15 protein-coding genes are annotated in these 12077 nt (G+C 68.1%); 8 read left to right on the top strand and 7 right to left on the bottom strand.

Going from position 1 to position 12077, the window contains the following annotated elements; translation table 11 throughout:
• From HZB86_05175 to HZB86_05200, 6 genes are all read left to right on the top strand, one after another.
• A partial coding sequence (locus HZB86_05175; GenBank protein ID MBI5904926.1) for an aminotransferase class III-fold pyridoxal phosphate-dependent enzyme occupies positions 1–744 on the top strand: 744 nt, incomplete at its 5' end.
• Between the two features lie 196 nt (positions 745–940).
• Positions 941–1138, top strand: a complete 198-nt coding sequence (locus tag HZB86_05180; protein ID MBI5904927.1) for an AtpZ/AtpI family protein — start codon at positions 941–943, stop codon at positions 1136–1138.
• Complete coding sequence (locus HZB86_05185) at positions 1128–1514, top strand: ATP synthase subunit I (protein MBI5904928.1); 387 nt, start codon at positions 1128–1130, stop codon at positions 1512–1514. The genes HZB86_05180 and HZB86_05185 overlap by 11 nt, the downstream gene beginning before the upstream one ends.
• A 29-nt stretch (positions 1515–1543) precedes the next feature.
• Positions 1544–2305 (top strand): F0F1 ATP synthase subunit A, encoded by a 762-nt coding sequence (gene atpB, locus HZB86_05190; protein MBI5904929.1) that lies wholly within the window; start codon positions 1544–1546, stop codon positions 2303–2305.
• 93 nt (positions 2306–2398) lie between these two features.
• A complete protein-coding gene (locus HZB86_05195; GenBank protein ID MBI5904930.1) occupies positions 2399–2731 on the top strand; it encodes an ATP synthase F0 subunit C in 333 nt (110 codons plus the stop codon).
• Positions 2732–2812: 81 nt separating this feature from the next.
• On the top strand, positions 2813–4183 hold the full coding sequence (locus tag HZB86_05200) for a hypothetical protein (protein ID MBI5904931.1): 1371 nt from the start codon (positions 2813–2815) through the stop codon (positions 4181–4183).
• 12 nt (positions 4184–4195) lie between these two features.
• On the opposite strand, the gene HZB86_05205 is transcribed toward HZB86_05200, so the two are convergent.
• The 6 genes from HZB86_05205 to HZB86_05230 form a co-directional block, all read right to left on the bottom strand.
• Positions 4196–4657: a spore coat protein U domain-containing protein gene (locus tag HZB86_05205; GenBank protein ID MBI5904932.1), complete on the bottom strand. Its 462-nt coding sequence runs from the start codon at positions 4655–4657 to the stop codon at positions 4196–4198.
• Positions 4641–6980 (bottom strand): fimbrial biogenesis outer membrane usher protein, encoded by a 2340-nt coding sequence (locus HZB86_05210; protein ID MBI5904933.1) that lies wholly within the window; start codon positions 6978–6980, stop codon positions 4641–4643. Before HZB86_05210 ends, HZB86_05205 begins: the two co-directional genes overlap by 17 nt.
• Positions 6981–7020: 40 nt before the next feature.
• On the bottom strand, positions 7021–7755 hold the full coding sequence (locus HZB86_05215; GenBank protein ID MBI5904934.1) for a molecular chaperone: 735 nt from the start codon (positions 7753–7755) through the stop codon (positions 7021–7023).
• A gap of 73 nt (positions 7756–7828) precedes the next feature.
• The gene (locus HZB86_05220; protein MBI5904935.1) at positions 7829–8947 is read right to left on the bottom strand and encodes a hypothetical protein; all 1119 of its coding nucleotides are present in this window, start codon (positions 8945–8947) and stop codon (positions 7829–7831) included.
• Positions 8948–9020: 73 nt separating this feature from the next.
• Complete coding sequence (locus tag HZB86_05225) at positions 9021–9581, bottom strand: spore coat protein U domain-containing protein (protein MBI5904936.1); 561 nt, start codon at positions 9579–9581, stop codon at positions 9021–9023.
• A gap of 15 nt (positions 9582–9596) precedes the next feature.
• Positions 9597–10064 carry a spore coat protein U domain-containing protein gene (locus HZB86_05230; GenBank protein ID MBI5904937.1) on the bottom strand — a complete coding sequence of 156 codons (468 nt, stop codon included), beginning with the start codon at positions 10062–10064 and terminating at the stop codon, positions 9597–9599.
• 210 nt (positions 10065–10274) lie between these two features.
• Here HZB86_05230 and HZB86_05235 point away from each other — a divergent pair, with 210 nt between their 5' ends.
• Positions 10275–10823, top strand: coding sequence for a DUF3109 family protein (locus HZB86_05235; GenBank protein ID MBI5904938.1), 549 nt, complete (start codon positions 10275–10277; stop codon positions 10821–10823).
• 28 nt (positions 10824–10851) lie between these two features.
• Entirely contained in the window at positions 10852–11754 is a 903-nt protein-coding gene (locus tag HZB86_05240) for an ATP-binding protein (protein MBI5904939.1), read from the top strand.
• Here the strand turns inward: HZB86_05240 and HZB86_05245 are convergent.
• The coding region (locus HZB86_05245; GenBank protein MBI5904940.1) for an excinuclease ABC subunit UvrA at positions 11720–12077 on the bottom strand (358 nt) is incomplete at its 5' end. The genes HZB86_05240 and HZB86_05245 overlap by 35 nt on opposite strands.

The raw sequence follows: 12077 nt of genomic DNA on the forward strand, positions 1-12077 counted from the left end.
CTCACCTTCGGGCAGCCCGACTCGCCCGGAGTCCCCGCGGAGGTGGCCCGGCACACGCTGACCGCGAACTTCAACGACGCGGCATCGGTCCGCCGCCTCTTCGAGAGGAACCGGAAGCGGATCGCGGCCGTGATCGTGGAGCCGATCCCGGGGAACATGGGCGTGGTGCCGCCCGCGCCGGGGTTCCTCGAGGAGCTTCGGGCGCTGACGAGGAAGGATGGGGCGCTCCTCATCTTCGACGAGGTGATCTCCGGCTTCCGCGTGGCGTTCGGCGGAGCGCAGGAGCTGTTCGGGATCGTCCCGGACCTGACCGTCCTCGGCAAGATCATCGGGGGAGGGCTGCCGGTGGGCGCGTTCGGCGGCCGCCGGGAGATCATGGACTGCCTTTCCCCGGTCGGCCCCGTCTACCAGGCGGGGACGCTGTCGGGGAACCCGCTGGCGGTGGCGGCGGGGATCGCGGCGCTTTCGGAGCTGTCCCGGAAGGGGGCGTACCGGGAGCTCAACGCGAAGGCGGACTACCCGATGTCGACCACCTTCTTCCAGAAGGGGCCGGTGACCGACTACGCGTCGGCGAAGCGGAGCGACACGAAGCGGTACGCGAAATATTTCCACGGGCTCCTCGAGCGGGGCGTCTACATCGCGCCGTCGCAGTTCGAGGCGGGGTTCGTCTCCCTGGCGCACACGAAGCGGGACCTCGACCGGACGGTCGCCGCCGCGAAAGCCGTCCTCTCCACGCTTTCATGACACCACCTAGGGGGACACTCTTCGGTTTTGGACTTCTAAGGGGAGGAAGGGGAAGAGTGTCCCCCGCCAGCGGCTTTTATATTGACGCCTTTACGTTGTCTGTGATAAAAATCCGGCGTTTCTCTCCGTGACCGACCGTCAGGACCGGAAAGCGCTGTTCCGGGAGCTGGGGAGGTACAGCGCCCTCGGGCTCGAGATGGCCATCTCGGTGGTCGTCGGCCTGGGGATCGGGTACTACCTCGACCGATGGCTCGGGACCGCCCCGTGGCTCATGATCCTGTGGCTGGCGTTCGGGTTCGCCGCCGGGGTGCGAAGCCTCTACCGCGCGGCCGTCCGCTCCGCCAAGGACACGGAAAAGGACGGCGGGGAACAGGGGAAGCCCGGTGGGAAGTGAGGAGTTTCCCCTCCGGTCGCTCGAGCGCCGGATCCTCCTGTCCGCCGCACTGGTCCTGGGCGGGATCGCCGCGGCGGGGGCGGCCGGCGCAGGAACGTTCCGGATGCTCCCGGGGGCGGCGTGCGGCGCCGCCATCGCCTTCGGGAACTTCTTCCTGATCCGGAAGATCCTGGAGAAGGCGTTTTCGGGCGGCGGGACGGTGAACAAGGGGTTCATCGTCCAGTACGCGCTCAAGTTCCTCGGGCTGATCGGGGTCGTCTTCCTGGTCGTCCGGTACGGCGGGTTCGACGTTCTCGGGTTCCTGCTCGGGCTGTCGTCGCTCTTCCTCGGGGTGCTCCTCGAGGCGCTGGCGCGGTCGTTCCGGGCGACGACGTGACCGTTTCGCTATCTCGGGGGGTATCGGCGATGCGCAAGGCGATTCTCGGGTTGCTCCTCCTGGCGGCGCTGCCGGCGGCGGCGCTTGCGGCCGGCGGGGGCGGGCACGGATTCTCGTGGTTCATGATGCTCCCGGGCGGGGAGCATTACTTCTACGTATACTCCGCCTTCTTCATCGCCGCCTTCCTCGTCGCGGGGTCGCTCCTCGTGGTCGGAAGCCGGAAGACCTCCGAGATGGTGGTCCCGGACCCCCGCTTCACCCTGCGCAACTTCTTCGAGCTGATCCTCGGGTTCCTCTCGCAGCTGGCCGAGGACATCATCGGGCACCACTACAAGAAGTACGTCCCGCTGCTGGGGAGCTGCTTCCTCTTCATCCTGTTCATGAACCTGCTCGGGCTGATCCCCGGGTTCCTCCCCCCCACGCAGAAGATGAACGTCACGGTGGGGCTCGCGCTCGTCATCTTCCTGTCGACCCACTACTTCGGCGTGCGGGAGAACGGGATCGCGTACTTCAAGCATTTCCTCGGGCCCATGTGGTGGATGTTCCCGATCATGCTGCCGATCGAGATCATCTCCCACCTGGCGCGGCCGATGTCGCTCTCCCTGCGTCTCTTCGGCAACATCACGGGGGACCACGCCGTGGTGGCCGGCTTCATGGCGCTCATCCCGATCGTCGTGCCTTCGGTCTTCATGGGGCTGGGCCTCTTCGTGTCGTTCATGCAGGCCTTCATCTTCACCGTGCTGTCGATGATCTACATCTCCGGCGCCGTGGCGCACGCGGAAGAGCATTGATCCGGGGGACGAACCCCGGTCGATGATACAGGCTCCACCCCGGCCGCCGGGCGGAACCGGCTCCCGGGAACATCCTGAAAGGGGGAACACCCAATGTTCCGCAGGTTCACCTTCTCTTTCCTCGTCGCTCTGCTCTTCGTGGCAGTGGCGTCGGTGGCTATGGCGGCGGAGGGCGCTCCGGCCGCGGGCGGCGATTCCAACGTGAAGGCCGTCATCGCTCTGGCGGCGGGATTCGGCATCGCGATCGCGGCGTTCGGCGGCGCGATGGGCCAGGGCAAAGCCATCGCAGCCGGGCTGGAGGGGATCGCGCGCAACCCTTCCGCCCAGAACAAGATCTTCATCCCGATGATCGTCGGGCTCGCGCTGATCGAGTCCCTCGTCATCTACGCGCTGGTCATCGCGTTCGTCCTCGTCGGGAAGCTTTAGTCCTCCGAACGGCGAAAACGGATCCGCGAAAAGGGCTCCTCCGGGAGCCCTTTTCCGTTGGGGCCGCATCCCATCTGCGTGTTGCACGCAAGGCTCATCATCGCGCTTCTCCCGATCGCGCTCCTCGCCTGCGCGGCGGGGCCCGTCCGGGCGACGGGGAGCGCCGCTGACGGGACCGACCCGGCGCGGGCGGTCGCGGAGCTGCTGACGCCGCCGCTGGCCGTCTGTCCCGACCGGGTGTGGCCGGGGATTCCGGGCCGGGAGTTCCAGGTGCTGCTGGTCGACCCGGCGGGACGGCGCGCGCTGCTGTGGAACGACCTGCGGGACGGATACCGCGGGAGTCCGCGGATCTCCGCCGTTCCGTTCGACACGATGCCGCCGCTGTTCACCTCCGGCTCCGAATTCCAGTTCGGGGAGCTGTTCGGCCACTCCACGCTCGGCTTTTCGTTCGACCCGAAGGAGGATCCGCTCTGGTCGGTGGAGGTCATCGTCCACGAGGCGTTCCACCGGTACGTCCAGGGAAAATGGAACGGGGCGGGAGCGGAGATGGCGCGCGGGATCCGGTACCCGGAGCCGTGGAAGCCGCGGTACCTGCGCCGGGAGATGATCCGGTCGCTGCGCGCGGCGGCCGAGGGCGACGCTGGGGCGCTCGCCATTGCCGCCGCGTGGATGAGACACCTCCGCGACGAATTCCCCGGAGCGATCCGCGAAACGCGGCGCATCGACGCGATGGAAGGAACGGCCGAGTACGCGGGAGTGATGGCGGCGTCCGCGGCGGAGGCCGGGTGCGACGCGGACGAAAGCAAGCTCACCGCCGCCGCGGTCCGGCGGATTCGCGGGCGGTGGAGCCGCCCGGACAAGGAGGAGGAGTCGTACGCCCTGGGGGGCATGGCCGGGGTCGCCCTCCGGGCGCGGGGGACGCCGGGATGGGAGCGCGCCGCGGCCGACGGCGTCCCGCCGGCGGAGATCCTGCTGTCCCCCGTGGCGCCGGGCGATCCTCCGGAGGACAATGAGCTCGCGCGCGCCACGGAAGCCTTGTACGCGGCGGCGAACCGGGCGATCGGCGAGAAGCTCGCCCCGCTTCTGTCCCATCTCGCCGGAGACCGGGAGTACCGGGTTGCGGTACCTTCCGGCTGGATGACGGGATCGTTCGCCACATCCGGTTTCGTCACCGTTCCGGAGGGGGGAAGGGAGAGGACGTTCACGCTGGAGATGACCGCGTCATTCGCTTCTTCCGGCGGTGGCTCGACCCTTTCCGTCTCGGAAGTGACGACCGAAACGGGCCCTTCGCCGTGCGGACCGGGGCCGTTCCACGCGTTCCTCCTGCCGCGGCGGTCGCTCCGGGAAGACGCGCACGGCCGTGGGGAGATCACGGCCGGTCCGGTGCGCGGGGAAAACCTCTCCTTCGAGATCGTTCCCGACGCGGGGACCGACTGGCTCTGCGTCCGGTAGAGGGAAGAGCGCTTACGGGGTGATGGTAACCGTGAGCGTGTCGGAGTAGCCTCCGACGGAGACGTTCTGCCGGGCGGGGATCCGCCCGTGGATCGTCGCGACCGCCGGGCGGTTCTTGTGCACGTTCTTCAGGAACACGGTCGACGTCCCGGCCGTCCCGTTCCCCCAGACGGTCGACATCGACGGCGAAGTGTACAGGTTGTAGTTCATGCGGTCCGGCCGCGACGCGTGACGCATCTGCCGCGGGTTGAACCCCCCGGAGGTCGGGCTGGGCCCGATCGAGACGACCACGTCGGGCGGCGGCGACCGGTCGCACGCCACGGTCACCATCCCCGTGCTGTCGCGCGGCGTGGCGGTGAAGACATCGTAGGCGCCGAAGTTCAAACCCGTGGTCGCGACCCGGCAGGCGGCGTGCGCCGGGATCGAAAGCAGGAAGAACAGCAGCGCCGCCCACAATTTACCGGCTCTCTTCACAGGTCACTTCTCCCAGGTCGATGATCATCTCATGGGACTGCGGAACCCTCAACCCCAATGAGCACCGTTTCCCCTTGTGCTCCACGGACGCGAGATACGTCCCCGGGCGCAGCTCCTCCATGAAGAACTCTCCGCCCTTCCCCGTCGGGAAGACCCGCTCCCTCCCTTCACCCGTCACCCGCAGCTCGAGGTACTCGGCGGGCGACACGGTACCGTCCAGGCGCATACCCAGCCTGCCGGTGACCGCCTGGAAACGGTTCGCCTCGAACGAAATCCGCGACCCGCTCCGCAGCGGGGGAGACACCACCTTCTTCACCTCCCGGATGGAGTATTCGATGGGAACGTCCTTGTCGGCGATCGAGACCTGGTTCTCATAGTACGACCCCAGGGAAGGCAGGAACAACTTCCCCCGCGAGTCGGTGCGCCCCATCTCCTGGTTGTTGTGGTACACGCGGACCCCCTCCAGGCCGCCCACCGTCACCACTCCGAAACTGTCCGGGATCGGACGGCCGAATCCGAAGTCTCCTTCGACGAAGGCGGCCGCGCCGTACGCCGAGAGACGGTGGCTCCCGCTCCATCCCCCGGGCTCCGTTTTCACGCCGCGGTACTCCGCCGCGTACGAACCGAACCGGGCGTTGTACTGCACGGAGGGAGCCGCCACCGTGGTCGAGAGCGACGGGGAGTCGGTCCGCTCCAACGGGACGCGGTAACCCCACCCCTCCCCCGCCGGCAGGTTCTTCCTGGCCTCCAGCGTCTCCGTGCCGATGTCCCCCGTCCGCCGGTAGCTCGCGGAGAAGGAGGACTCCTGCCAAGGGTAGTACGTCAGCCCCGCGAACAGCTCGTTCACCCGCTCCCGCTCCCATGTCCGCCGAAAGGAAAGGATCGCGCTGACGCTATCCCGCACGGTCCTGGAGTAGCCCAGGGCCGCCGTCCGACGGTCCGGCCCCGAATGCATGATCCGGGACTCGACGTCCGCGGAGAGGGAGCCCGCCCGCCGGGAACCGTACCCCGCACCGGCCGCGATCTCGAAGCGGGACTTGTCCGCGGCCGCCTGCACCTCGTCCGCCACCACCGCGTAGCGGCGGGTCTGCCATTTCAGGAAAAGCCGGGTGTTGACCGCGGCGCCCTGGAAGGTGTGGCTCGCCTCGCCGGCGGCGCCCCCTCCCCCGCCTCGATTCGCGCTCCCCGCGAAGGAGAACGACGCGATTCCGGCGTCGCGGATCCGGAACACCGCGACGGGTCCCAGGTTCGCCGTTTCGCGGCTCCCCTCGCCCCGGCCCCCGACCGTCAACGCGTCGCTCACGCCGTAGTTGTGGAACGCGACGAACGCCGGAGCTCCGTACCGATTGCTCTCCTCCCCGAACCGCTCCCGGAGGAAACCGGCGCTGTAGCCGTATTCGTGGAGCCCTTTCCCCAGCAGGACGTCCGTGAAGTAGAAGGGGTAGCTGATCCGCTGCTCCCTGCCGAACGGATCCCGGATCACCACGGAAACCAGGTTCCTTCCTCCGATCGAGGACACGTTCCGGAGCTCGAACGGCCCCGGATGAAGCTTCTCCGTCCGGATCCGCGTCCCGCCGAGGTACACTTCCGCCTCCGACGGCAGGCTCACCATCCCGGAGACCGTCGCCAGCGGGTAGCGAAGGAAGTACGGGTCCATGCGGTACACCTTGGAGAACCCGAGCCCGCCAAGGCTTAAGGCGCTGCCCAGGCTGCCCGATGAGGCGGAGTGGTCGCCCGCCACCAGCCGCTGTAGATTTTCCCGCCAGTCGCGGGTCACGCTCGTGTCCAGCCGGACGAACCGCCGAACCGCGTCGGTCCTTCCGTACGTCCCGTCGGTGAGAAAGAGGAAATCCCCCTTGCGGGCCCCGGCCTGGCCGGTGACGTTCACGGTTTCGGCTTCCCGGGCGCTCCCTCCCTCGTACGTGATCCCGTAGTTCACGAACCCCGAGGTGTCCTTCGGGAAGAGGACCCCCGGCTGGCGAGGAGGCAGGAAGTCGATCGCGCGCTTCGGCAGCAGTACCGGGTCGGCCGTGATCTCGAGGGAGAGGGTCCCTTCGTTGAACAGGAACGTGAGCCCGCCCACCGACTTCAGCGGGACGTACGGTTCGCCGTCGATCTCCTCGGTCGGCACCGTCGGCGCCGGGAGGCCCAGCGCCGGGAAGTCCGCCGACCGGACCAGGAAATCCCGATCCCCCCGGAGGTGGACGAGGAACTCCCCCTTGTCCTCCCCGTTCCGGTAGATCTTCGCGTAGAAGGAGTCGGCTCCCCGCAGGGCGCAAGGGACGAACCACACGGCCAGGACGACGGGGAGGAGGAACGGCACGCGCCGGCGGATCCCCCTTGCGGGCGCGCGGCTCGTCCCGCTACTTCCCGCACATGGACGGGTCCGCAACCAGCTGCGTGCGAAGGGGGAGATGATCCGTCCTGACCTCGATATCGATTTTCGAAAGGCTTCCGCACGCCTCGGGCGGAACCGGCGTCGTGTACGCACGGGAGGCCCCGGCCAGCAGGTACCATCCGGCGATCTCCCTCGAGAAGATCTCCTCTCCCCTGCCGTTGCTCCCCGACACGAGGACGGATTGGATGACGAAATGGGCGTTCCCGGCGTTCCTCACGGGGACGTGGAGCGTCCCGGCGGATATCGCCGCCGGGCCGGCCTCCCCCCGGAACTCCTCCTTCAGGGGGCGGACGAAGATCGGAACGCCGAAACGGATCGCGATGGCGATGTTGGCTCCTTCCGCCTTCCCGGGACCGGGGATCTCCTCGATGAAGAGGCGGTACGTCTTCTCCACGCCGCCCGCCGGCACCTTGATCCCCGCCCGCAGGATCTTCTCCTCCTTCTTCTCCAGGATCATCATCCGCGGGAAGAAGAGGAGGTCGGAGGTGTCGGCGTACGCGTCCTTCCCCGCCGCGTCCTGCGTCCATTCCATCGCGCTCATCTGGACCTGCAGCTTCTCTTCCGACTCGTTCACGATCGTCACGACCCCGCTCTTCGCGTCGCGGCCGAGCTCGAGCCGTATGGGGGTCACCCGCCAGTCGCCGGCAACGACGGCGGAGGGGAGCAGCGGGAGAAGAATCAGGAGGGCGAGGGAGCGCAACGCAACACGCGCGCATTTCCGGCTGGAACGGGGCTCGTGCATGGGCACACTATAGCAGAACGGCGGCGCGGGGCTACAACGGCCGAACGGAGAGGGAGAGCGGCCAGGGATACGTTCCCGGGCGTACGTCCTTCGCGAGGAAAAAGCGGTAGGTCAACTCCGCGGCGACGGGACCCGCGGAGTGGGGATGGGGAATGAATCCGCCGCCCGGACCGATCTCCACTTCCCTTCCGAGTCCCCGGACCGATACGCGGCCGAAGGGTGCGCCGGGCGTGACGGCTCCCTCGAAGACGAGCAGATATCCCATCGGCGAATTCTCCCGGACCAGAATCCGGGAGGCCGCCCGGGCCTCCACGAACCCCCGCGATACGTCCTCGGCGGTCACGACGACCGTCCGGTCCTGGTGGAGGACCTCGAGAGTCGCCCGTGCCGGCACCCGGGACGTCACCTGGATCCGCGCGGAACCGTGCGAACCGGCGAACCGGTCCCGCGGGAGCTCCTGCGCCGCGGCGACATCCGCAAGGGAGAGCGCGGCGACGAGGGCGGCGGTGACCAGCATCTCCTGGAGCCGGATCCCCCGCGCGACCTGGTGGTGCTGGGTCGCCCCCGACTCCACCAGCAGCTCCCCGATGTTCCTCTTCGTCAGCCTCTGGCGCGCGAGGACCGATTCGAGCTGCTCCCGGGTGATCTGTCCGGTGGCGACGAGGATCTCCCCGAGGCGCAGACGGACCGAGGATTCCGGTCCGCCGGCCTGCGCGCGCTGGAAGGAGAGGGCGACCCGGAGTTCGCTTTCGGACACGTGACCGCGGCGGACAAGGATCTCGCCGAGTTTCTCGCCGGTCCGGCGCTGCTCGGAAAGCGCCTCCTCCAGCTGCTCCCGGTTGATCCGCCTCGCCTTGACGAGAAGTTCCCCGAGGTACCGGCGCACGCCGGCCGCCGCCCGGACCGCGGATTCCATGGACGCGAGATCGCTCTGGATGGAGACGACGGCGGCGATCTCCGACGGATCCGCCAACCCCATCCGGACCAGGATTTCGCCGAGCAGCTCGTTGGTATGGTTCTGTTCCTCGAGCGCCCGCTCGAGGTCCCCGGGGGTGATGAACCCGCCGTCCACCAGCACCTGGCCGAGCAGCCGCCGGGCCGGCCGGTTTCCTTCCGGGACTTCGCCGTCCTTCCGTTCCCTCTCCGTCAAGGATGGTTCCTCCCCCGATGGCTTATCGGCGGAGGAGGGAGGAAAGTTCAGGCGATCGGGGGAGGAATCCCCCTCACGGGAAGATCGAAATCACCACGGAGTCCGAATAGATCCCCGCCCGGACCGCCCGGAAATCCGCTCCCAGGACGGTTCCGGTGACCGTCAGGTTCCGGTCGACGTTCTTCGGAACGGTGCCGGTGGCGGGGCTGAGCGCGAAGGAGTACGGGAGGTATTCCGGGATCGCGGCGCTTGCGTGTCGCATCCGGTGGACGCCGGGTCCGGAAGGATACCGTCCGCCGTCGTCCGAAAACGCGAACGTTGCGATCGGAGCGCTTCCGCGGCAGATGAACGGGACGGTCGCGGTCGCGGTGACATCGAGCGGATTCGCGGGGTCGAGTACGCCGAAATCCAGCGTCGCGTTGTTCGTCCGAAAACGGCAATTGCTCTTCGAAAGGACGGTTGCGCCCACGACCATCGCTGTCGTGTCCGCACCCGCCGGGGAGACCGACCCCGCAAGGAGCGCCAGCACCAGGGAGAGGGCGGCGAGACATGTCGCCCCGCTCCCGGCACGGGGACGGCGCGGTGCGGCCGGAAAGCCGCTCCGCGCCGTCGGAGCCGAATCCCTGCAGGTCATCCGGCGAACGTTTCGTCAAGGGTTGATCGAAACGAGCACGGTGTCCGAATACGCCCCCGCGGTAACGGCGGCGTACGCGGCGGCCTGGACGGTACCCTGGATCGTCACGGTGCGCGGGCTCGCGGGACCCGCGTTCGGGTTTCCGTCCGGGGTGACGGAGTCGATGGAGTACGGGATGACGTCCGCGAAGGTGGCGTGCTTCATGCCGCGCGAGGTGCCGGAGTAGTTCAGTCCGTTCCCCACCGCGAAGTTCAGGGTGGAGACGCCGGCGGTGCACCAGAACCGCGCGATCGCGCTCTGCGTCACGTTCCCCCCGCCGGGCGTCAGGGAGCCGAAGTCCAGGGTCGCGGTTTTCGGCGCTTCGAACATGCAGGTCGGCACCACCAGCGCCTGCACCGTCAGGGTGGCCGAGTCGGCGGCCCAACCGGGGCCGGCCGCGAAGATCGCCGTCGCCACAACCAGAACAGCCCATGCTTTACGCATCGTTCCTCCTTTTTTGCGCGCCTTCCGGCCATCCGGAACAGCACGTGGTTTCAAATCCGCATGCATCTTCGACCGTTTCGGCGGAAATCTTTAGCGATGCATGAAAATTTCCCGGCAAGGCCTTGCCGGGAAGGGCATGCGCGAATAGAATAATCTCTTCGTCCGCGGTGTGTCCCCGCGGCAATGCCCCACACGAAAAGGTGTTCATCGATGAAGATCGACCCGCACGTGTTCCGCGCCAAGTTCCCCCACCGCTGCTCCCTCGACCGGTGCAAGAGCCGCTGCTGCAGGGGCGGCGTCTGGGCCGACGTGGAGGAGCGCGACATCATCCTCCGGAACGCCGACCGGTTCCTCCCGTTCGTCCGGCCGGAGGCGGGGATCCCTTCCCTCTGGTTCGGGGAAACCGTCCGGGACCCGGACTGCCCCAGCGGAACGGCGGTGGAGACCAACGTCGCGGGCGACTACTGCGTCTTCTTCCACCCCGACCACGGCTGCGCGCTGCAGAAGGCGGCGGCCGAACTCGGCCGCCACGAGTGGGAGTGGAAACCGCGCTTCTGCGTCATGTTCCCGCTGGTGGTGTCGGACGGGGTGCTGACGGTCGACGAGGACATGGACGAGGTCTGGTGCATGGAGAGCGAGAACCGGACCCACCCGATCATCGCGGCGGTGGAGCGGGAAGTGAACTACCTCTTCCCCGAGGAGGTTGCGCGGAAGCTGCTGACCGGCGGCGACGGGGGAAAGAAATCGTCCGCCGCGTAACCGCACCTTCCTTCCTCCCGGAGGACGCATGATCCCCGACGACGAACTGAACGGGCAGTGGAAGCGGGTGCTCTCTTCCCTCGAGACGCTCCTTCCGAAACCCGCGCCCCCCATCGACTGGTCGACCTGCCACGCGGCGAACTGGCGCCGCCGCTCCTTCTCCGGTTTCATGGAGCCGGTCGGGAGCATCGAGGCGATCCGCCTCGAGGACCTCCTCGGCATCGACCGGCAGAAGGAGGTCGTCCTCGACAACACGCGCCAGTTCCTGATGGGGTTGCCCGCGAACAACGTCCTCCTGTGGGGAACCCGGGGGACCGGCAAGTCGTCGCTCGTCCGCGCCATCCTCCGCGAATTCGCCGGACGGGGCTTGCGCGTGGTCCAGGTCGACGGGGAGGATCTCGTCCACCTCCCCGGGGTCGTGGACGCGATCCAGGACGAGCCGTACCGGTTCATCGTCTTCTCCGACGACCTGTCGTTCGAGTCGGGCGACGCCAGCTACAAGATGCTGAAGAGCGCACTCGACGGCTCCGTCTACGCCCCTCCCGACAACGTCCTGATCTACGTGACGTCGAACCGGAGGCACCTGATCCCCGAATACGAGAGCGACAACCGGGGCGCGATGCTGGTCGAGGGGGAGGTCCACCACGGGGAGGCGGTCGAGGAGAAGATCTCCCTGTCCGGCCGGTTCGGCCTCTGGGTCCCCTTCCACCCGTTCAGCCAGGATCTCTACCTGGAGGTCGCGCGGATGTGGTTCGACCGGCTCTGCGAAAAGAGCGGACACCGCCTCGCGTGGACCCGGGAGGCACGCGACGAGGCGATCCTGTGGTCGCAGCGGAAGGGGGACCGGAGCGGGCGGATCGCCTACCAGTTCGCCTGCGACCGGGTCGGGCGGGCGCTCATGGAAGCACGCGGCGCAGGAACTGCCCGGTGAAGGAGCGCGGGTTGCGGGCGACCGCCTCGGGCGTGCCGGTCGCGACCACCTCGCCGCCCCCGTCGCCCCCCTCCGGCCCCAGGTCCACGATGTAGTCGGCCGACTTGATCACGTCCAGGTTGTGCTCGATGACGATCACCGTGTTCCCCGCGTCGGCGAACAGGTGCAGGACGGAGAGCAGCTTCGAGATGTCGTCGAAGTGGGGGCCCGTCGTCGGTTCGTCCAGCAGGTAGACCGTCTTCCCCGTCGCCCGCCGCGACAGCTCCCGCGCCAGTTTCACGCGCTGCGCCTCCCCGCCCGAAAGGGTGGTGGCGGACTGCCCC

It is taken from the genome of Deltaproteobacteria bacterium (assembly GCA_016234845.1).
Classification (GTDB): Bacteria; Desulfobacterota; Deferrimicrobia; order Deferrimicrobiales; family Deferrimicrobiaceae; genus JACRNP01.

Bases quoted from the DNA above. Each gene is read 5' to 3' on its own strand.
- HZB86_05240 (MBI5904939.1), top strand. From the start codon at position 10,852: ATGATCCCCGACGACGAACTGAACGGGCAGTGGAAGCGGGTGCTCTCT.
- atpB (MBI5904929.1), top strand. From the start codon at position 1,544: ATGCGCAAGGCGATTCTCGGGTTGCTCCTCCTGGCGGCGCTGCCGGCG.
- HZB86_05180 (MBI5904927.1), top strand. From the start codon at position 941: ATGGCCATCTCGGTGGTCGTCGGCCTGGGGATCGGGTACTACCTCGAC.
- HZB86_05230 (MBI5904937.1), bottom strand. From the start codon at position 10,064: ATGCGTAAAGCATGGGCTGTTCTGGTTGTGGCGACGGCGATCTTCGCG.
- HZB86_05235 (MBI5904938.1), top strand. From the start codon at position 10,275: ATGAAGATCGACCCGCACGTGTTCCGCGCCAAGTTCCCCCACCGCTGC.
- HZB86_05195 (MBI5904930.1), top strand. From the start codon at position 2,399: ATGTTCCGCAGGTTCACCTTCTCTTTCCTCGTCGCTCTGCTCTTCGTG.
- HZB86_05225 (MBI5904936.1), bottom strand. From the start codon at position 9,581: ATGACCTGCAGGGATTCGGCTCCGACGGCGCGGAGCGGCTTTCCGGCC.